Annotated in this window: 14 protein-coding genes; 2 read left to right on the top strand and 12 right to left on the bottom strand. The window is 70.5% G+C overall.

The window, feature by feature from the left end; translation table 11 throughout:
- Positions 1–19: 19 nt before the first annotated feature.
- Together ACH499_RS13385 and ACH499_RS13380 are read right to left on the bottom strand one after the other, a co-directional pair.
- Positions 20–1,141, bottom strand: a complete 1,122-nt coding sequence (locus tag ACH499_RS13385; RefSeq protein ID WP_356203339.1) for a hypothetical protein — start codon at positions 1,139–1,141, stop codon at positions 20–22.
- Between the two features lie 185 nt (positions 1,142–1,326).
- Positions 1,327–2,343 carry a hypothetical protein gene (locus ACH499_RS13380; RefSeq protein WP_399015500.1) on the bottom strand — a complete coding sequence of 339 codons (1,017 nt, stop codon included), beginning with the start codon at positions 2,341–2,343 and terminating at the stop codon, positions 1,327–1,329.
- A 67-nt stretch (positions 2,344–2,410) separates the two neighbouring features.
- On the opposite strand from ACH499_RS13380, the gene ACH499_RS13375 reads away from it, so the two are divergent.
- Positions 2,411–2,788, top strand: a complete 378-nt coding sequence (locus ACH499_RS13375; protein ID WP_399015497.1) for an NTP pyrophosphohydrolase — start codon at positions 2,411–2,413, stop codon at positions 2,786–2,788.
- Between the two features lie 136 nt (positions 2,789–2,924).
- Here the strand turns inward: ACH499_RS13375 and ACH499_RS13370 are convergent, their stop codons facing one another.
- From ACH499_RS13370 to ngcE, 10 genes are all read right to left on the bottom strand, one after another.
- Positions 2,925–4,433, bottom strand: a complete 1,509-nt coding sequence (locus tag ACH499_RS13370; RefSeq protein ID WP_399015495.1) for an ArnT family glycosyltransferase — start codon at positions 4,431–4,433, stop codon at positions 2,925–2,927.
- A 70-nt stretch (positions 4,434–4,503) separates the two neighbouring features.
- Positions 4,504–6,027, bottom strand: coding sequence for an amino acid permease (locus ACH499_RS13365; protein ID WP_356203345.1), 1,524 nt, complete (start codon positions 6,025–6,027; stop codon positions 4,504–4,506).
- 137 nt (positions 6,028–6,164) lie between these two features.
- Complete coding sequence (dxs, locus tag ACH499_RS13360; protein WP_399015493.1) at positions 6,165–8,090, bottom strand: 1-deoxy-D-xylulose-5-phosphate synthase; 1,926 nt, start codon at positions 8,088–8,090, stop codon at positions 6,165–6,167.
- 331 nt (positions 8,091–8,421) lie between these two features.
- Entirely contained in the window at positions 8,422–9,714 is a 1,293-nt protein-coding gene (locus ACH499_RS13355) for a sugar ABC transporter permease (RefSeq protein WP_356203348.1), read from the bottom strand.
- Entirely contained in the window at positions 9,711–10,502 is a 792-nt protein-coding gene (locus ACH499_RS13350) for an ATP-binding cassette domain-containing protein (protein ID WP_356203349.1), read from the bottom strand. The genes ACH499_RS13355 and ACH499_RS13350 overlap by 4 nt, the downstream gene beginning before the upstream one ends.
- Before the next feature lie 162 nt (positions 10,503–10,664).
- Positions 10,665–11,768 (bottom strand): substrate-binding domain-containing protein, encoded by a 1,104-nt coding sequence (locus ACH499_RS13345; RefSeq protein ID WP_356203497.1) that lies wholly within the window; start codon positions 11,766–11,768, stop codon positions 10,665–10,667.
- A 133-nt stretch (positions 11,769–11,901) separates the two neighbouring features.
- On the bottom strand, positions 11,902–13,113 hold the full coding sequence (locus tag ACH499_RS13340) for an ROK family protein (protein WP_392833078.1): 1,212 nt from the start codon (positions 13,111–13,113) through the stop codon (positions 11,902–11,904).
- Between the two features lie 195 nt (positions 13,114–13,308).
- The gene (locus tag ACH499_RS13335; RefSeq protein WP_356203352.1) at positions 13,309–14,232 is read right to left on the bottom strand and encodes a carbohydrate ABC transporter permease; all 924 of its coding nucleotides are present in this window, start codon (positions 14,230–14,232) and stop codon (positions 13,309–13,311) included.
- Positions 14,233–14,234: 2 nt separating this feature from the next.
- Positions 14,235–15,161 carry a sugar ABC transporter permease gene (locus ACH499_RS13330; protein ID WP_356203353.1) on the bottom strand — a complete coding sequence of 309 codons (927 nt, stop codon included), beginning with the start codon at positions 15,159–15,161 and terminating at the stop codon, positions 14,235–14,237.
- An 85-nt stretch (positions 15,162–15,246) separates the two neighbouring features.
- Positions 15,247–16,695, bottom strand: coding sequence for an N-acetylglucosamine/diacetylchitobiose ABC transporter substrate-binding protein (gene ngcE / locus ACH499_RS13325; RefSeq protein ID WP_356203355.1), 1,449 nt, complete (start codon positions 16,693–16,695; stop codon positions 15,247–15,249).
- Positions 16,696–17,119: 424 nt separating this feature from the next.
- On the opposite strand from ngcE, the gene ACH499_RS13320 reads away from it, so the two are divergent.
- Positions 17,120–20,923, top strand: coding sequence for a GH92 family glycosyl hydrolase (locus ACH499_RS13320; RefSeq protein WP_399015490.1), 3,804 nt, complete (start codon positions 17,120–17,122; stop codon positions 20,921–20,923).
- Positions 20,924–21,038 lie beyond the last annotated feature (115 nt).

Raw genomic sequence — 21,038 nt, 5'->3', positions numbered from 1 at the left:
GCAGCGCCCCGGCCCGGTGTCACACGGACACGGAGCGGGCCATCGACAGGCCCGGCTCGCCGGTCTGGCGGGCGATGCGCAGTGAACCGTCCCGGCTCAGCACCGCGAGGACGACGCGACCGTGAGCGTCGAGAGCCAGGGCCGGGGCGGTCTCGCTGTGTTCGCCGGTCTGCGACCACCACACGCCCGACTGCTCGTTCTCCGCACCGAAGGCTGCCAGCACGACCTGTCCGCCGACATCCCGGTGGGCCAGCACCGTGCAGTCATAGCCGTCGAGCAGCGCACGCATCGCCGCGACGGGCTCGGCGGCCGGGGCACCGGCGAGCGGGATCGGCCAGCTCCCGGGGCGGTGCGCGACGATGCCGCCCGTATGCGGGTCGGCCCAGTAGTACGTCGCGCGGTCCGGCGAGGTCTCGAGCGCCGAGACGGTCCCGGGCACCGTCCGCACGGGTATGTCCGGCTCCCGCCGAAGCTCCCCGTCGGGTTCATGCTGACGCCACCACATCACGTTGCGCTCACCGCCGGCCAGCAGTTCGACGCGTCCGGAGGCGTGGGCCAGGGCGGCGAGACCGTCCTGCACCCCACTGCCCTTGAGGTCGTGCCAGCGCTCCCACTTGCCGCTGGGTGCCTCCCGGCACAGCATCACCCCGCCGCCCGCGTTCCGTACGAAGACGTACACCCGGCCGGAGGCGCTGACCGCGGCCGTGGGGGCACCCACGTGGGCCGCCTTCTCCGCGTCCCCGTGCGGGTTGCCCAGCGAACGCCACTCGGTGACGGGGCGTGCGGTCTGGTACTGGATGGCGTGGACGATGTCGGTGGCCGGCGGGCCGCCCGGGCGGCGGACCTCACGGCGGCCGAGGAAGTGCACGTACGTGTCGGCGCCCTGAGTCACCGAAAGGTGCGTCAGATGCGGCACGGGGAAGAAGTCCGGTCCCTCCCACGCCGGTCCGCCCGGCCTCGTCTCGGTCCAGCGCAACAGACCGTCGTCGGTGCGCGCGTACGCGGTCAGCCGACCGTCCTTGCCCAGAACGAGCCAACGACCCTCCACGGGCCGCAAGGCGCCGTACCGTTCGGCCGGCGGCTGTTCCGTCCCGGAGAGTTCCCTGCCCCGGGCTGCGCCGCGCCCGGATCTGGTCCGCATGGCGAGACCTGCCCCTTCCGTGACTCTCGGCGCGGCCGGTCCGCCCCTCCCGAACCTGTGTACGGGAGACCGAGCGGGCTCATCATAGGATGGCCGTGCGGTGAACGGAGCAAGGAGATGGGGCTACGGCCGGTCCGCACCCGTGCTGCCCCGGCTCGCGCGTCGACATCACGCACGACGCCGCGTCAGACCGCCCGCCACGCCCCCAGGGCCAGACCCGGTTCGTCCTTGCGGCGGGTGAGGTGGAGCGCGCCCGTGGACGGGGAGAGCGCGGCCGCCACCAGGCGGTCGTCGGCGTCCAGGGTCATGGCCACCTCGGCATCGGCCGGCAGGGACCCGGCCGACTCCGTCCACGCCGCGCCCGCCGACTCCTGTTCGCTCGGGTACGCCGCGAAGGCGATCCGGCCGGAGGGGGCGCGCTGGGCCAGCACCGTGCAGTCGAGGCCGTCGAGGTCGCAGCGGACGGCCGAGACCGGGCCGGGGCCCGCCTCGGGGAGCAGGGCCACGGGCGCGGTGCCGGGGCGCCAGGCGCAGAGGGTGCCGGAGGCGTCGCTGAAGAACAGCGTGGTGGACTCGCCGGAGGTGGCCAGGGCGCGCAGGCTGCCCGGGCGGGCCGTGACCCCCACGGTGTCGGCCATCTTGATCGCGGTCTCGGGCTCCTCCTGGCGCCAGTGCAGGATCGTGCCGTCGCCGGCCGCGTACGCCTCCATGCGTCCGTCCCGGCCCGCGACCGCGACGGGCATGTCCTGGAGCCGTTCGCCCTGGAGGTCGCGCCACGGGCCCCAGCCGCCCTTGAGCTTCTGGGCCCGCATGCTGAGCCCGCCCCCGCCGTTGCGCACGAAGACGTGCGCGCGGCCCTGGTGGTCGACCGCGACGGCGGGCCTGCCGGTGTGGTCCCCCTTGCCGTTCGGATGGCCGATGGGTGACCAGTCCAGGGCGGCCAGCAGCGGCCGGAAGTGGGTGGAGTGCACCAGTCCGGACTCGCCGGGCGTCGTGGGCCGCCAGGCGGTCAGGTGCGCGTAGGCGTCGACCCCCTGACCGACCGCCAGACCCGGGTGCAGCCGCTGGTCCCCGCCCATCCTGCGCGGGGTGTCCCAGGCGCCGCCGGGCACCTGCTCCGCGCGGCACAGGACCGCGTCCTGCGTGACCAGGTAGACGCTGAGTCGGCCGTCCCGGCCGCGTATGAGCCACTCGCCGTTCACCTGATCATTTTATGCCGCCGGGAGCGGGCCCGCTCCGCCGGGTCGGCTCCCGTGCGACCCTGGCCCCATGAGCAACAGCGTCCGCCCCCTTCTCGTGATCGTCGACGGCGCGAACGTGGTGGGGTCCGTGCCCGACGGATGGTGGCGGGACCGGCGCGGGGCCGCGGAACGGCTGCGTGACCGGCTCGCCGCGGACGGGGTGCCGGGGCTCCCCGGCCCGGTGGAGATCGTGCTCGTCGTCGAGGGCGCGGCCCGCGGCGTGGACTCGGCGCCGGGAGTTCGGGTGGAGGCGGCGCCGGGCAGCGGGGACGACCACATGGTCGAGCTGGTCGCGCGGGCCGGTGACCGCCCCGTCCTGGTCGTCACGGCCGACCGCGAGCTGCGCCGCCGGGTGACCGGCCTCGGCGCGGAGGTGGCGGGCCCCCGGACGGTGCGGCCCGCCTGAGCCGGGGCAGCCCCTCCGGACACGCCCCGCCCGAACCGGAGGGCGCCGGAGAGCCGGAGCCCGCCCGGACACGCCCCGCCCGGACCAGAGGGCGCCCGCGGAGCCGGAGCCCGCCCGGCCCCGGAGCACCGGCCGCCTACCCCCGGGCCCCCCGGTCCACCGCCGCGCCCTGCGGCCACCACCCCGCTCCCGGCGACCACCCCGCCCCCGCCCGGGCGTACAGCACCGCTCCGTCCACCTCCCCCACCTCCTCGTACGCCGCGCTCAGCAGGCGTCGCAGGGTGGGCAGGCGGTCCGGGGCGTAGGGCTTGCCGCGGGAGTCGTCGACGACGAGGGACGGGGGGTGGGCGGTGAGTTCCGCGCGCAGGACGGTCCACGCGCCCTCGACCCCGTACCGCTCCCCCACCAGGGTGCCGTCGCGGCCCCCGCTGTAGTTGGTGAGCAGGCCGGCGGTGAGGTAGCGGGTGGCCGGGGTGCGGCCGGCGAACCAGTACGCCTCGGGGTGCATCCCCCAGAACAGGACCCGCTCGCCGGGACGGGTGCGCTGCGCGGCGGTGTCCGCGACCCGGCGGGCGTGGTCGAGCTCGGCGCGCGGGGCGAGCAGGCCCCAGGTGAGGAACAGGGCGCAGCAGCACGCCGTGACCAGGACGGCGCGCGCCCGCCGCTGCCTGGGCGGGGTGCGCAGCGCGGCCGTGGCCAGCAGGGCGATGGGCGGCAGGAGTTGCAGGTAGTAGTGACCGAAGAAGTGCAGGCCCGTGGTCACCGCCCCGGCGGACGCGGCGAGCCACAGCCACAGGTCGGCCGTGCCCGGCCGGGAGACGCGCAGGGCGCGCAGGACGGGCGGCAGCAGGCCCGCGCAGGCCACGGCGAGGACACCGGCGTTGGCCAGGGCCCGGCCCAGTACGGGGAGGGCGGATCCGCCGAGTGAGGCGTAGGTGCCCGAACCGGTGACCGTCCAGAACAGGAAGCCCGCCGGGTCGGTGGCCAGGGCCGCGCCCAGGACGGGTGCCGCGGCCCCCGCAACGAGCCGCACCGGCCCGGCCCCGTGTCTGCCGCACAGCCACAGCACCGGCAGCAGGACCGCGCCGCCGGTCTGCTTGGCGAGGAACGCGCAGCCGGCGGCGAGACCAGCGGCGCCCGGACGGCGGCGGTCGGCGCACCACATGGCGGCCGCGGTGAACGGCAGCATGAACACCTCGAAGGTGGCGGCCTGCGCGTCCTCCGGGTTGAGCCCGATGGAGATCAGCAGGTAGAGGACGCCCGCCGTGCGGCCCGCGCCGTCGCCCCAGCGGCGCCGGGCGAGGGAGGCGAGGATCACGGCGGTGGCGAGCTGGGCGAGGACCGCCAGGACCCGCACCGAGGTCAGCGACTCGTGGCCGGCCACCGCAAACGCGGCCCGGTACAGCCAGGGCACCAGGGGCGGCTTGCGGTCCACGACCGTCTCGTACAGCTCGCCGCCGTGTGCGAGCAGGCCCGCCTGGACGGCGAGGTAGCCCTCGTCCGGGTTCCACAGGGGACGTGCGAAGGAGGGGACGCGGGTGGCGCAGGCCAGCGCCGCCAGCAGGGGCAGCAGGCGCGTCCAGTAGCCGGCCCTCCCCCGCACGGTCGGCACGGAGCGTGACGGGGAGAGCGACGGGGCGTGCATGGCCGTACGCTATCCGGCCCCGCGGTCCCCCAGGAAAGGGACATACGGGGCCGGGGACGCGCGGCGGTGGCTACGGAATGTCGCCGCGGGGCGGTTCGGCCGGGGCGCGCCCGACTCCCTCGCCGCGGCCCAGCCGGCTGTGGCCGCGGCCGTAGAGGAAGTAGACGACGAAGCCGATCGCCATCCAGATGCCGAACCGGACCCAGGTCTCGGCGGGCAGGTTCAGCATCAGCCACAGCGAGGCGGCCACCGACACGATCGGCAGCAGCGGGACCAGGGGCGTACGGAAGGCGCGCGGCAGGTCGGGGCGGGTGCGGCGCAGGATGACGACGCTGATCGCCACGACGACGAAGGCGAACAGGGTGCCGATGTTCACCAGCTCGGCGAGCTCGCTCAGGCTGGTGAAACCCGCGACGATCGCGATGATCACGCCGAGCAGGATGGTCGGCCGGTACGGGGTGCGGAACTTCGGGTGGACCACGGAGAAGAAGCGCGGCAGCAGTCCGTCGCGGCTCATCGCGAAGAACACCCGCGTCTGGCCGAGCAGCAGGATCATGCACACCGTGGTCAGGCCGACGGCTGCGCCGAAACTGATCACGCCCGCGAAGAAGGGGTGCCCGGTGGCCTTGAACGCGTCGGCGAGCGGGGCGTCGACGGACAGCTTCGTGTAGTGCTGCATGCCGGTGACGACGATCGACACGGCGACGTACAGGACGGTGCAGATGAACAGGGAGCCGAGGATGCCGCGGGGCATGTCGCGCTGCGGGTTCTTGGTCTCCTCGGCGGCCGTGGCGACGATGTCGAAGCCGATGAAGGCGAAGAAGACGACCGACGCGGCGGTGAAGATGCCCATCACGCCGAAGTTGGACGGCGCCCACCCGAACATGAGCTGGATCAGTGGGGAGTGCAGGCCCCCGCCCGCCTCCACCGGCTGCTCGGGAGGAATGAACGGGTCGTAGTTGGCGCCCTTGATGAAGAAGGCTCCCGCGATGATCACGATGAGGACGACGGTCACCTTGATGGCGACGACGAGCGAGGTGATGCGGGCCGACAGCTTCATACCGAGGACGAGGATTCCGGTGAGCACCAGCACCAGGGCGGCGGCGAGGATGTCGAAGCCGAATCCCTCGGCGCCCTCCCGGCCGCCGAGGGCGGCGGGGAACTGCCAGCCGGCGTTGTCCATGAACGAACGGATGTAGCCCGACCAGCCGACGGCCACCACCGCCGTTCCGAGTGCGAACTCCAGGACGAGGTCCCAGCCGATGATCCAGGCGGGCAGTTCGCCGAGCGAGGCGTAGGAGAAGGTGTACGCGGAGCCGGCCACCGGGACCGTGGAGGCGAACTCGGCGTAGCACAGCGCGGCGAGCGCGCACACGACACCGGCGACGACGAAGGCCAGGGCGACGGCGGGCCCGGCGTTGTTCTTGGCGACCGTGCCGGTCAGTACGAAGATGCCGGTGCCGATGATGACGCCGACGCCGAAGACGGTCAGGTCCAGCGCGGACAGGGATTTCTTGAGCGCGTGCTCCGGTTCCTCCGTGTCCTGGATGGACTGCTCGATCTTCTTGGTCCTGAAGAGACTGCTGCTGCTCACGGGTACCTCCGACGCTTGTCGTCCCCGACATGATCGAGAGGGGGGCGTATGGCGTATGCCCCGGCGTGAGCTGATTCACGCGGATGGGCAGGTTTCACCACTGCAACGAGTGGAGAACCTGCCCATCCGGCCGTACGTCAGTCGCGGGCGGCCTCCACCGGGTCCGCCTCGGCGCGCTCGTACTTGCCGTCGAGCTTGGCGACCAGCCCGGTCACCTGGCGGGCGATGTCGGGCGCGGTGAGCCCGATCTCGGCCAGCACCTCGGCGCGGGAGGCGTGGTCGAGGAAGCGCGGCGGGATGCCGAAGTCGCGCAGCGGTACGTCCACGCCCGCGTCGCGCAGGGCCTGGGCGACGACGGAGCCGACTCCTCCGACGCGCGAGTTGTCCTCGACGGTGACGACCACGCGGTGCCGCTCGGCGAGCGGGGCCATGGCCTCGTCGACGGGCTTGACCCAGCGGGGGTCGACCACGGTGGTGGTGATGCCCTGCTTGTTCAGCAGGTCGGCGACCTCCAGGCACATCGGCGCGAGCGCGCCGACGGAGACCAGCAGCACGTCCGGGGTGTCGGTGCCGGGGGTGCGCAGCACGTCCATGCCGCCGACGCGGCCGACGGCCGGTACGGCGGGGCCGACGGCGCCCTTGGAGAAGCGGACCACGGTCGGCGCGTCGTCCACCTGGACGGCCTCGCGGAGCTGGGCGCGGACCTGTTCGGCGTCGCGCGGGGCGGCGAGGCGCAGGCCGGGGACGACCTGGAGGATCGACATGTCCCACATGCCGTTGTGGGAGGCGCCGTCGGTGCCGGTGACGCCGGCCCGGTCCAGGACGAAGGTCACACCGCACTTGTGCAGGGCCACGTCCATCAGCACCTGGTCGAAGGCGCGGTTGAGGAAGGTGGCGTACACGGCGAAGACGGGGTGGACGCCGCCGTGCGCGAGGCCGGCCGCGGAGACCGCGCCGTGCTGCTCGGCGATGCCGACGTCGTAGACGCGGTCCGGGAAGGCCTTGGCGAACTTCTCGAGGCCCACCGGCTGGAGCATGGCCGCCGTGATGGCGACGATGTCCTCGCGCTCCTCGCCGAGCCTGACCATCTCGTCGCCGAAGACGGAGGTCCAGTCGGCGCCGGAGGTGGAGATGGGCAGGCCGGTGTCCGGGTGGATCTTGCCGACGGCGTGGAAGCGGTCGGCCTCGTCCTGGAGGGCGGGCTGGTAGCCGCGGCCCTTCTCCGTGAGGCAGTGCACGATGACGGGGCCGCCGAAGCGCTTGGCGCGGGTGAGGGCGGACTCCAGGGCCTCGATGTCGTGGCCGTCGATCGGGCCGACGTACTTCAGGCCGAGGTCCTCGAACATGCCCTGCGGGGCGATGAAGTCCTTCAGGCCCTTCTTGGCGCCGTGCAGGGTGTCGTAGAGGGGGCGGCCGACGACCGGGGTGCGCTCGAGGAGCTCCTTGGTGCGGGCCAGGAAGCGCTCGTAGCCGTCGGTGGTGCGCAGGGTCGCCAGGTGGTTGGCGAGGCCGCCGATGGTGGGCGCGTAGGAGCGCTCGTTGTCGTTGACGACGATGACGAGGGGGCGGTCCTTGGCGGCGGCGATGTTGTTCAGCGCCTCCCAGGCCATGCCGCCGGTCAGCGCGCCGTCGCCGATGACCGCGACGACGTGCCGGTCGTCGCGGCCGAGGACCTGGTTGGCCTTGGCGATGCCGTCGGCCCAGCCGAGGACCGTCGAGGCGTGGCTGTTCTCGATGACGTCGTGCTCGGACTCCGCCTGCGAGGGGTAGCCGGACAGGCCGCCCTTCATCTTCAGCCGGGAGAAGTCCTGACGTCCGGTGAGCAGCTTGTGCACGTAGGACTGGTGGCCGGTGTCCCAGAGCACCTTGTCGGTGGGCGAGTCGAAGACGCGGTGCAGGGCGAGGGTGAGTTCCACCACGCCGAGGTTGGGGCCGAGGTGGCCGCCGGTCTTGGACACTGCGTCGACGAGGAAGGTCCGGATCTCCTCTGCCAGCCGGCCCAGCTCTTCCAGGCTGAGCCGGTCCAGATCGCGCGGTCCCGTGATGCGGGTCAGCAGCGGCACCCGTGCCTCCTTGCAGTAGAGCTGTTGCCGGGCTCGTCGAGTCTAATGTTCCGCCCCGGCGGAACGTGTCCGGGCGGTGCGTCGTACGTCACGCGTTCGGCCTTACCCAGGATCGGCCCGTTATACGACACGGACGCCGGGGCAGGCTCGGCGCCCCGGCACTCGCACGGGGACCTCTTTGCTCCGGATGGTCCAGTCGGTGGGTCCGGCAGGTCGTCCGCGGCTGCTGACGCCCCGTCGTCCGGGTGGGTGCGCGCGACAGCGGTCCGCCCGCCCGCCCGTGTCGTACGGGCGGGCGGGCGGACCGTTTCCTCGCAGGTGCGGCGGGCCCTCAGGCGCGGCCGGCGGTCTTCTGGGTCCTGCGGGTGACCGCGTCGATGACGACGGTCGCCAGCAGCACGCCACCGGTGATCATGTACTGGACCGGCGAGGCGATGCCCTCCAGGGCGAGGCCGTACTGGATCGAGATGATGACCATCACACCGAGCAGCGCGTCCCAGGTGCGGCCGCGGCCGCCGAAGAGGGACGTGCCGCCGATCACGGCCGCGGCGATGACGTTCATCAGGAACTCACCGGTGCCCGCGCCCTGGTTGGCGGAGGCGATCTTCGAGGCGACGAAGAGGCCGCCGATCGCCGCGAAGGTGCCGGCGATCGCGAAGACCGAGATGCGGACCAGGTCCACGTTGATGCCGGCCCGGCGGGACGCCTCGACGCTGCCGCCGAGCGCGTAGATCTTGCGGCCGTAGGCGGTGCGGCGCAGCACGAAGTCGGTGAGCAGCAGGAACGCCAGGAAGATCACCACGGCCAGGGGCAGGCCCTTGTACTGGTTGAAGACGATCGCCACGGCGAAGGCCAGGGCGGCCAGCAGCACCGTGCGCACGATGATCTCGTTCAGCGGCCGGGACGGCACCCCGGCGGCCTCGCGGCGCCGGTTGTCGAAGAACGCGGTCAGGAAGTACCCCGCGGTCACCACGACCGCCAGACCGTAGGCGGCGGCCACGTCGCTGAAGTAGTAGCTGGTCAGCTTGGCGACCACACCGTCGGCGTCCAGGTTGATGGTGCCGTTGCTGCCGAGTATCTGGAGCATGAAGCCCTGCCAGAACAGCAGGCCGGCCAGGGTCACGGCGAACGCCGGGACGCCGATCTTCGCGAAGACGAAGCCGTGGATGGCGCCGGCCACGGTGCCGGTGAGGATCGCCAGCACCAGGGCCAGGATCTCGTTCATCCCGTGCGTGACGCTGAGCACCGCGAAGGTGGCGCCCGCGACACCGCTGACCGAGCCGACCGACAGGTCGATCTCGCCGAGCAGCAGCACGAAGACGATGCCGACGGCGATCATGCCGGTGCCGACCATGGCGACCGACATGTCGGAGAAGTTGCCGGCGGTCAGGAAGTTGGAGTTCAGGCTGGTGAAGATGGCCCAGATGACCAGCAGTCCGACGACGACGGGGAGGGACCCGAGGTCACCGGCCTTCATCTTCCGCTTGAACTCGCCCACGTAGCCCGCGAGTCCCTGCTCGCGCACCAGCAGCCGGGGGTCGACGGTGGGGACCGCGGCGGAGGCCGCCTCGGGGTTCTCGGCCGTGCCGCCGCCGGCGGGGGCCGAGGTCTTGTCGATGCTCACTTCTTGATCTCCCCATTGGTGCGCGCCGCACGGCGGGTCACGGCGTTGTCCGTGGCTCCGGTGATGGCGGAGATGATCTCTTCCTGCGAGGTCGACTTGACCTCGAAGACGCCGTTGTTGCGCCCGAGGCGCAGGACGGCGACCTTGTCGGCGACCGCCTTCACATCGGCCATGTTGTGGCTGATGAGGATGACCGCGTGGCCGCGCTCGCGCAGCCGCTCGACCAGGTCGAGGACCTGGGCGGTCTGCTCGACGCCGAGGGCCGCGGTCGGCTCGTCGAGGATGACCAGCTTGGGCTCGCCGAGCATGGAGCGGGCGATCGCCACCACCTGGCGCTGACCGCCGGAGAGCGAGGCGATCGGGATGCGGACGCTGGGGATGCGGATGGAGAGCGTGTCCAGCAGCTCGCGGGAGCGGCGCTCCATCTCCACCTCGTCCAGGACACCGCGCTTGCGCAGCTCCCGGCCCAGGTAGAGGTTGCCGACGACATCGATGTTGTCGCACAGCGCGAGGTCCTGGTAGACCGTCGCGATGCCCAGGTTCTGGGCGTCGTTGGGCCTGTTGATGGTGACGGCCCTGCCGTCCCACTCGATGACGCCCTCGTCGATCGGGTGCACGCCGGCGATCGTCTTGACCAGCGTGGACTTTCCGGCACCGTTGTCGCCGACCAGGGCGACCACCTCACCGGCGTGGACCTCAAGCTCGACGTCGGTGAGCGCCTGGACGGCACCGAATCGCTTGGAGACCCCGCGCAACGCCAGCACGGGCGTAGCGGACACGTGAACCATCTCCTTCGCCGCCTGACCCGGCGGGAGGTTGTGCAGAAGTTTGGGGGGTGTTCCGTCCGGCGCCCCGTCTAGCTTGCGGGGCTGATGAGTTCGGGGCGCCGGAGGAAGCTGCGTGCAGCCGGTCCCGTACGCGCAGGGGCGGTACGGGGAGCGCGGGACTGCTTACTTCAGACCGATCTTGTCGCAGGCGGCCTTGTACTTGCCGGCGCAGATCTCGTCGATGGTGTAGAAGCCTTCCTTCACCACGGTGTCCTTGATGTTGTCCTTGGTCAGCGAGACGACCGGGACGAGGACGGTGGGGATGCCCTTGGTGGTGGCGCTGTCGGCCTTGTCCTTGGCGATGGAGTCGAGCGGCTTGCCCTGGGCGAGCGCGACGGCCATCTCGCCGGCGACCGCGGCCTCCTGCGGGTAGGACTTGTAGACGGACATGTACTGCTCACCGGTGACGATGCGCTGCACGCCCGCGAGTTCGGCGTCCTGGCCGGTGACCGGGATGTCGCTGATGCCGGCGGCCTTCAGGGCGGTGATGATGCCGCCGGCCATGCCGTCGTTGGCGGAGTAGACGCCGACGATCTTGTCCTTGCCGAGGGCCGAGATGGCGCCCTCCATGTTGGAGTTGGCGTTCTCCGGCTTCCACTCCTTGGTGTCGTACTCGCGGCCGACCTTCACCTTGCCGTCGAGGACGGAGTGGGCGCCCTGCTTGAACTGGGCGGCGTTCGGGTCGGTGGAGGAGCCGTTCATCATGACGATCTGGCCGTCCTTGGCCTTGTCGCCCAGCGCCTTCAGCAGCGCCTCGCCCTGCGTCTTGCCGACGGTGACGTTGTCGAACGAGGTGTAGGCGTCGATCGGGCCCTCGGCCAGGCGGTCGTAGGCGACGACCGGAATGCCCGCGTCCTTGGCCTTCTTGATCGAGCCGGCGATGGCCTTGGAGTCCACCGCGTCCACGACCAGCACGTCGACCTTGTTGGTCACCATCGTGTCGACCTGCTGCGCCTGCAGGGTGGCGTCCTGCTTGGCGTTGGCGTAGACGACCTCGCCCTTGTTGTTCGTCAGTTCCTTGACCTTCTTCTCGATCAAGGGCTTGTCGAACTTCTCGTACCGTGCGGTCTGGTTCTCGGGAAGGAGCAGACCGACCTTGATGGCGTCGCCCTTCTTGGCGGCGGAGTCGGACGAATCCTTGTTGTCGCCGGACTCCTTGGCGCTGCCACAGGCGGCGAGCGAGACCGCCATCGCGGTGGCGGCAACGGCGACGGCGGCACGACGCATACGCGTGTTCACTTCAGAAACCTCCCTGACGAGGCCGCGTCGTTGCGGCCGAGGTGGCTGGAAGTCAACTCGGCCACACGTGCGACGTCAAGAAGTAAATCCTTAACGAGATGACAACGGTGCCATCCGTCCTCTAAGTGAAGGCAGGCGTGGCCGTCGACAGAGACGCGGTCGCGGTTCCGTCCAAAAGCGTCGAATCGCCCATCTCGCTCAGCGCGAGGGCGAGCGCGCCGAGCACCTCGGCGCGGCCCCCGAGCGCCCCGGGGAGAACGGAGAGCCGGCGTGCGGCGCTGGGGATGGCGTAGCGGCCGACGGACTCCCTTATCGGGGCGAGCACCAGCTCACCGGCCTCGGCGAGGTCACCGCCGAGGACCACCCGGCTCGGGTTGAGCAGGTTGCAGAGGTTGGCGACACCGCTGCCGATGTGGCGGCCGACGTCGGCGATCACCCGGCGGCAGCCCGGGTCGCCGTCCCTGGCCAGCCGGACGACGCCCTCCATGGTCAGGTCCGGGCCGTGGCTCGGCTGGAGCAGCGGCAGCACGTAGCGCGCCGCCGCGAAGGTCTCCAGGCAGCCGCGGTTGCCGCAGCGGCAGACGGGTCCGGCCTCGTCCAGCGTGATGTGCCCGATCTCGCCCGCCGTGCCGCCGGGCCCCCGGTAGATCTTGCCGTTGATCACCAGTCCGGCTCCGACACCGCTGGCGACCTTGATGTACGCCAGGTCGCGCACCCCCCGGCCGCTGCCCCAGACCAGCTCGCCGAGGGCGCCGAGGTTGGCGTCGTTGTCCACGTGCACCGGCACGCCGAGCCGTCCCCGCATCTCCTCGGCGGGCCGGGTGCCGCCCCAGCCGGGCAGGATCGCGGTCGAGCCCAGCGTCCCGGACTCCACGTCGATCGGGCCGGGCACGCCGAGGCCCACGCCCGCGATCTTGGAACGGTCGACGCCGGTGGCCGCGAGCAGCCTGGTCACGAGCTGTTCCGCCCGGTCGAAGCCCTGCGCCGAGGAGGCGTCGACGTCCAGCGGCTCGGCCTCCTCGGCGAGCACCTGGTGGGCGAGGTTCCCGACCGCGACGCGCAAATGCGTGTGCCCGAAGTCGACGCCGATGACGATGCCGGCGTCCCCGCTCAGCGAGACGCTGCGGGCCCGGCGGCCGCCCGCCGAGGTGGGCGTGACCTCGACCGTCCCGCTGTCCTTCAGTTCCCGGACGATGTTCGAGACCGTCGCCGCGGACAGACCCGTCGTCCGCGCGATCTCCGCCTGCGTGAGCGACCCGGCGAGCCGTACCGCTCGTACGACCCGTTCCAGGTTGGCTCGGTGCAGCGACGACTGCGACCCGGGAGTCTCCACGACGACCTCCTGCGCACGGGGCCGCCTCGATGAGGCCCCGTCTATGTCCAACTAGTGAACTCTAAGCTGAGCCGTTCGGGTCGCCTCCCGTCAAGAGGTTGAACCGCATCCGGGTTCCCCGTACACACACGGGCATGCCGCCCCCGAAAGGTCCGGGAGCGGCATGCCGGTGGGTGTGCGCGAGCGGTGGCGGGGTTACTTCAGGGCGCCCGCCGTGAGGCCCTGGACCACCTGGCGCTGGAAGATGATGTACGCGGCCAGCACCGGCAGCATCGCCATCACGAGGCCCGCGAAGAGCCCCGACCAGTCGCCCTTGTAGCCCTGGCTGACCGCGAGCTGCACCAGGCCCTGGGTGAGGACGTGCTTGTCCGGGTCGGTGTTCAGCACGGTGGGCAGCATGTACTGGTTCCACTGCCCCAGGAAGTTGAAGATCCCCACGCTGATCAGGCCGGGCTTGGCCATCGGCAGCATGATCTGGAAGAACGTCCGGGTGTGCGAGGCGCCGTCCACGAACGCGGCCTCCGCGACCGAGCTGGGCAGGGTGCGGAAGAACCCGGTCAGGAAGAACACCGTGAAGGGCAGCGAGTAGGCGATGTAGACCAGGATCAGCCCGTGGATGGTGTTCAGCAGCCCCATGTTGTCCACGACGTAGAACAGCGGGACCAGGGCCAGCATGATCGGGAAGCTCATGCCGCCGATGAACAAGTAGTAGATGAACCGGTTGCCCGGGAAGTCGAACCGGGCCAGCACATAGGCGGCCATGGAGCCCAGCACCAGGGTGCCGATGAGCGATCCTCCGACCACCAGGACGGTGTTGAGGAAGTAGTCGCTCATGTGCGCCTGCGACCAGGCCCGGGACCAGTTGTCGAAGTTCAGCTTGTCGGGCAGCGACCAGGGCGAGCCGAAGATCGAGGCGTCGTCCTTGAAGGAGGTCATCACCGCCCAGATCAGCGGCATCCCGACCATGATCGCCCAGATGACGAGGACGCCGTGGGAGAAGACGTTGAGGGTGGTGCCCTCCCTCTTCCCCCGGGGCAGTCCGCCGGGCGGGGTCTCGGTCTTGCGGACGGGAGCGCCGGACTCGGCCGGTACGGGCGCGGGGGTCTCGGTCGTCTTCATGATCAGAACTCCAGCCGCTCGCGCCGGCCCAGCCGCATCACGACGGCGGCGAAGGCCAGCGTGACGACGAGCAGGGCGACGCCGATCGTGGTGGCGTAGGCGGCCTGACCGTCACGGAACGCCTTCTGGTACACGTACAGGACCATGACGGTGGTCGAGTAGTCGGGGCCGCCGGGGCCGGTCGTCATGATCTGTACGACCGCGAACGACTCGGCGCCGAGCGCGAGGATGCCCATGTAGACCCAGCCGGACTGCACGGTGTCCCACAGCAGCGGCAGGGTGACCTTGAAGAAGGTCGTCGCGCGGTTCGCCCCGTCCAGCAGCGCCGCCTCGTACAGCTCCGCCGGGATGGAGGCCATGCCCGCGGAGAACAGGACCACGAAGAAGCCGACCGTGGACCAGACCAGCACCGCCATCACGCACCACAGGGCGAGGCTCGGGTCGCCCAGCCACAGCGGCTGGATCGAGTCGAGCCCGATGCCGCGCAGCAGCGAGTTGATCGCGCCGCTGTCCGGGTTGTACGCGAACGCGAACAGCAGGGCCACGATCGCGATGGACAGCACCTGCGGGAAGAAGTAGACGATCTTGTAGAAGCCGGAGCCGCGGACACCGGTGACCACCGGCCCGCCGCGCCGGTGGCGTCCGCCCACGTTGATCATGAACGAGAAGAAGAGCGCCAGGCCGAGGGTCACCAGCGGCACCAGCAGGGCGAACATCACACTGTGCTGCAACGACTTCCAGAAGATGTCGTCGTCGAGCATCCGTGAGTAGTTGTCGAAGCCGACCATCTTGAACTCGGGACTCAGTCCCGTCCAGTCCGTGAACGAGTAGTAGATGGACTGGATGAACGGCCAGACGACGAAGAGCGCGTACAGCCCCAGGGGAACCGCCAGGAACCCCACGATGAACCGGTACTTGCCGTGCTGCATTGCTACCGACCCCGATCTGCGCGCGGGTGGCGCCGCCAGGGCCCGGCCGGCGGGAAGAGGCCGGCCGGGCCCTGGTGACACGTCCTCACTGGTGCTTGTAGTGCTTGATCGAATCGTCCTTGGCGGCCTCGTCGGCGTAGCCCTGGATCTTCTTGATGGCCTCGGCCGGGGTGATGCGGCCGGCCATCATCTCGCCGAGTCCGCCGACGCCGATCTTCTCCTTCTGGAGCTGCACGTACCAGTCCTGGAGACGGGGGTTCACCACGTTGTCGCCGGCCAGGTCCAGCGCCGCGACACCGGCCTTGAGACCGGGGGTGAGTTCGATGCCGTCGGTGCCGCCGTTGTAGGCGGTCAGCGACTTCACCTTGGACGTGAAGTTCTTCGAGGACGCCTCGCTGAGCATGATGCGGAGCTGCTCCATGCCGCCGGCGCCGTTCGCCGCCTTGGCCGGGACGATGAAGGGCTCGCCGCCGGAGGCCCATATCGTGCCGAAGGGCATCTTGTCGGAGGAGTCGATGCCGGGCGGGGCGGAGACGGTGACCTGGAAGTCGGCGGGGATGACGTTGGCGGACTCGTTCTCCACCCAGGAGCCGTTGGGGAGGAACAGGGCGTCGCCCTTGGCCCACGCGGTCTGCGACTGGATGTGGTCGAGACCCGGGGTGCCCTTGAGGATGTAGCCCTTCTTGAACAGCTCGTACCAGGCCTCGAAGACCGTCTTGACCGCCGGGTGCTTCCAGGCGTTGGGCTCGAGGTTGTCGATGGCGTCCAGCACCTCGACACCGCCGACCTTGGCGATCATCGGGTACATCGAGAACGGGATGTAGTACGGGTACTTGCCCGCGTACGTCCAGCCGGCCATGTTCTTCTTCTTGGCCTTGGCGCACAGGGCGAGCATCTCGTCCCAGGTCTTCGGGTACTCCGCGTCGAGCGAGTCCAGGGCCTTCTGGGAGTACCAGTTCCCGTACACCGTGTAGGCGTAGTAGAGGATCCAGACCTTCTCGCCGTCGAACTGGCCCATCTCCACGATGCCGGGGCGCAGCGTGTCGCGGACCTTCTTGTTCGGGTCGTCGTAGGACGGGGCGTCCAGCAGCGGGGTGAGGTCGGCGAGCTGGTTCTTGCCGACCAGCACGCCCATGTCCATCTGCTCGGCACCGGAGTTGTCGACGAGATCCGGCGGGTTGCCGCCGTTGAAGCGCGGCTGGAGCGTGGACTGGATCTTCTGGGTGGCGGAGAACTTCACCTTGGCCTTCGGGAAGGCCTTCTCGTAGAGCTTGACCGCGTCCTCGGCGTACTCCTTGCCGAAGCCGCCGTCGAAGAGCACGAATTCCATCTGGGCGGTCTCGTTGACCGCCAGCGGGTTCTGCGCGGTCTTCTTGCCGGACTCGGCCTTCTTCTGGTCGTCCCCGCCGCCGCTCGCGCACGCGGACAGGAAGCTCATGGTCGGGACGGAGATCAGGCCGAGCGCGGCGGACCGCTTGATCAGATCGCGGCGGCCGACGCCCGTTCGGTTGTTCTCGGCGGAAGTGGATCCCATGCTCAAGTCCTCGCCTTCTCCAGGACTCAGGCGGTGAACCGGATCCTCCCCGGCACCGCGATCGGGTCACGCTGGGTCGTGCAGGAAGTGCGGATACTGCTGTACGGGCGCCTTGGTGGTGTGCCTTCGCGGTTCCCCCACGGATCCCCCGGTGGCCGACAGGTATAGTCCACTTCCGGTCGGCGGAGCAAGATCGAATGCATGGTTCCCGGTACGTCTTTTCCGAGTTGAGACCTGGCGGAAATATCGGCCGCCTGCGTGCCCCTTGAAGCGATTCGGCTCGGCACCGGACCCGGCCCCCACCGTCAACACCCTTGACACCACTGACCTCTTCACGCACTACTGTTCCTTGCGCTGTGAATTTGACAACGTTGTCCATTCCCCGGTCAGGCGCTTCCGGGGCGTGCAGGGAGGGTGCTCTGTCATGCGGTACGGAGTTCGGCACAGATGGGGTCCGGCGGTCGCGCTGACGACCGCCTTCACGGTGGCGGTCGGTGTCCAGGGGGCCGCGGTGGCGCTGCCGGCCGCACCTGCCGCCGCGGACCGGGAGTTCGCGTCCTCGTTCGAGGCGGACGACCCGGTTCCGGACTGGCTCAGCACGGTGGAGACCGCCCCGGACGGCAGCAGGCGGACCGCCGGGGTCGACGGCGGATACTCCACGGGCATACCGGGCGACGTCACCGACCACGTCACCGACGTGCGGGCGAGCGCGGAGAACACCGGCGGCGGCGAGGTGAAGGAGAACCTCGTCGACGGCGAGCCGAGCACCAAGTGGCTGGCCTTCGAGAAGACCGGCTGGGTCGAGTTCGACCTCGACGCACCGACGCGCATCGCCACGTACGCGCTCACGTCGGCCAACGACCACGCCGAACGCGACCCGGCGGACTGGACGCTCAAGGGCTCGGCGAACGGCACGGACTGGCAGACCCTCGACACCCGCTCCGGGCAGTCCTTCACCGAACGTTTCCAGACCAGGACGTACGACCTCGCCGAGCCGGGCGAGTACCGCCACTTCCGGCTGGAGTTCACGAGGAACAACGGCGGGGACATCCTCCAGCTCGCCGACGTGCACCTGTCCACCGGCGCCGGCGAGACGCCCGTGCCCGAGGACATGCTCTCCCTCGTCGACCGCGGCCCGAGCGGCTCGCCGACCGCGAAGGCGGGCGCCGGCTTCACCGGCAAGCGCGCCCTCAAGTACGCGGGGCGGCACACCGCGGACGGCCGGGCGTACTCGTACAACAAGGTCTTCGACGTCAATGTGAAGGTCGAGCGCCGCACCGAGCTGTCGTACAAGATCTTCCCGTCGATGGCCGACGGCGACCTCGACTACGACGCCACGAACGTCTCCGTCGACCTCGCCTTCACCGACGGCACCTACCTGAGCGACCTCGGCGCCACCGACCGGCACGGGTTCCCGCTGACGCCCGCCGGACAGGGCGCGGCGAAGGTGCTCTACGTCAACCAGTGGAACGCCGTCGCGTCGGGCATCGGCTCGGTCGCGGCCGGCAAGACCGTCGACCGGATCCTGGTGGCGTACGACTCCCCCAAGGGCCCCGCGAAGTTCCGGGGCTGGCTGGACGACATCGAGATCGGACGGGCCGCCCCCGAGCGTCCCGAGGCCCATCTGTCGGACTACGCGCTGACCACGCGCGGCACCAACTCCAGCGGTGGCTTCTCACGCGGCAACAACATCCCGGCGACCGCGGTGCCGCACGGCTTCAACTTCTGGACGCCGGTGACCAACGCCGGTTCGCTGAGCTGGCTGTACGACTACGCGCGGGGGAACAACGCCGACAACCTGCCCACGCTCCAGGCGTTCGCGGCGAGCCACGAGCCGAGCCCGTGGATGGGCGACCGGCAGACCTTCCAGGTGATGCCGTCCGCCGCGTCCGGCCCCCCCGACACCGGCCGCGAGGCGCGGGAGCTGGCCTTCCGGCACGAGAACGAGACGGCGCGGCCGTACTACTACGGGGTGCGCTTCGAGAACGGCCTGAAGGCCGAGATGGCGCCCACCGACCACGCGGCGGTGATGCGCTTCACCTACCCCGGTGACGACGCGAGCGTGATCTTCGACAACGTCAACGACCAGGCCGGACTGACCCTGGACAAGGAGAACGGCACCTTCAGCGGCTACTCCGACGTCAAGTCCGGGCTGTCGACGGGCGCCACCCGCCTCTTCGTGTACGGCACCTTCGACCGCAAGGTGACCGACGGCGACTCCAGCGGCGTCAAGGGCCACCTGCGGTTCGACGCGGGCGAGGACCGCACGGTGACGCTGCGCCTGGCGACCTCGCTGATCGGCGTCGACCAGGCCAGGGACAACCTGCGCCAGGAGATCCCGGAGGGCACCTCCTTCGAGAAGGTCGCGCGCGACGCCCAGAAGCAGTGGGACAGGATCCTCGGCAAGGTCGAGGTGGAGGGCGCGACCCGGGACCAGCTCACCACGCTGTACTCCAGCCTCTACCGGCTGTACCTGTACCCGAACGCGGGCCACGAGAAGGTCGGCGGCACGTACAAGTACGCCTCGCCGTTCCAGAGGAGGCCGGCGGCGGACACCCCGACGCACACCGGCGCGAAGATCGTGGACGGCAAGGTGTACGTCAACAACGGCTTCTGGGACACCTACCGGACGACCTGGCCCGCGTACTCCTTCCTGACCCCGTCCAAGGCCGGTGAGCTGGTCGACGGCTTCGTGCAGCACTACAAGGACGGCGGCTGGACCTCCCGCTGGTCCTCCCCCGGCTACGCGGACCTGATGACCGGCACCTCCTCGGACGTGGCGTTCGCCGACGCGTACGTCAAGGGCGTCGACTTCGACGCGAGGGCGGCGTACGACGCGGCCGTGAAGAACGCCACCGTGGTGCCCCCGTCGTCGGGCGTGGGCCGCAAGGGCATGGCGACCTCGCCGTTCCTCGGTTACACGAGCACCGAGACGCACGAGGGCCTGTCGTGGGCGCTGGAGGGCTACCTCAACGACTACGGCATCGCGAAGATGGGCGAGAAGCTCTACCGGGAGACCGGCGAGAAGCGGTACAAGGAGGAGTCCGCGTACTTCCTGAACCGCGCCCGGGACTACGTCAACATGTTCGACGCGAAGGCCGGCTTCTTCCAGGGCAAGGACGCGGCGGGCACGTGGCGCGTGGACTCGGCGAAGTACGACCCGCGTGTGTGGGGTTACGACTACACCGAGACCAACGGCTGGGGCTACGCCTTCACCGCCCCGCAGGACAGCCGGGGCCTGGCCAACCTGTACGGCGGGCGCAAGGGGCTCGGTGACAAGCTCGACGAGTACCTCGCCACCCCGGAGACCGCCTCCCCCGAGTTCGTCGGGTCCTACGGCGGTGTCATCCACGAGATGACCGAGGCCCGGGACGTGCGCATGGGCAACTACGGCCACTCCAACCAGGTCGCCCACCACGCGCTGTACATGTACGACGCGGCGGGGCAGCCCCACAAGACGCAGAAGAACGTCCGCGAGGTGCTCTCCCGCCTCTACACCGGCAGCGAGATCGGGCAGGGCTACCACGGCGACGAGGACAACGGCGAGCAGTCGGCCTGGTTCCTCTTCTCCTCGCTCGGCTTCTACCCGCTGGTGATGGGCAGCGGCGAGTACGCCGTCGGCTCCCCGCTGTTCACCAAGGCGACCGTCCACCTGGAGAACGGCCGCGAGCTGGTCGTCAAGGCGCCGAAGAACAGCGCGAGGAACGTCTACGTGCAGGGCCTGAAGGTCAACGGCAAGGCCTGGAACTCCACTTCGCTCCCCCACGCGCTGATCGCCGGGGGCGGCGTCCTGGAGTTCGACATGGGCGCGCGGCCGTCCTCCTGGGGCACCGGGAAGAACGCGGCGCCGGTGTCGATCACCCAGGACGACCGGGTCCCCGCGCCGCGCGCCGACGCGGTCGAGGGCGAGGGCGCCCTGTTCGACGACACGTCGGCGACCCAGGCGGCGGTGACGTCGGTGGACCTGCCGGTGGCCGCGAAGGGCGTCGAGGCGGTCCAGTACACCCTGACCTCGCCGAAGGACCGCACCTCGGCACCGTCCGGCTGGACGCTCCAGGGCTCGGCCGACGGCAGCACCTGGAAGACCCTGGACCGGCGCTCCGGCGAGTCGTTCGCCTGGGACCGGCAGACCCGGGCGTTCTCGGTGGCGTCGCCGGGCACGTACGCGAAGTACCGCCTCGTCCTCGACGGCGAGCACACGCTGGCGGAGGTGGAACTGCTGGCGTAGGCGGCCGGCACACCCCGTGGCGGGCCCGGGCTCATGCCCGGGCCCGTCCCTTGTCCCGGCCCGCTCCCCCCTGTGAGGCACCGTTCCCCGCGCGTGCCGGATGCTCCACAATGAG

The sequence above is a fragment of the Streptomyces sp. NPDC018947 genome (assembly GCF_044390505.1).
Taxonomy (GTDB): Bacteria; Actinomycetota; Actinomycetes; order Streptomycetales; family Streptomycetaceae; genus Streptomyces.
The sequence above is the reverse complement of the archived record's forward strand: the minus strand, read 5'-3'. Positions and strand labels throughout refer to the sequence as shown.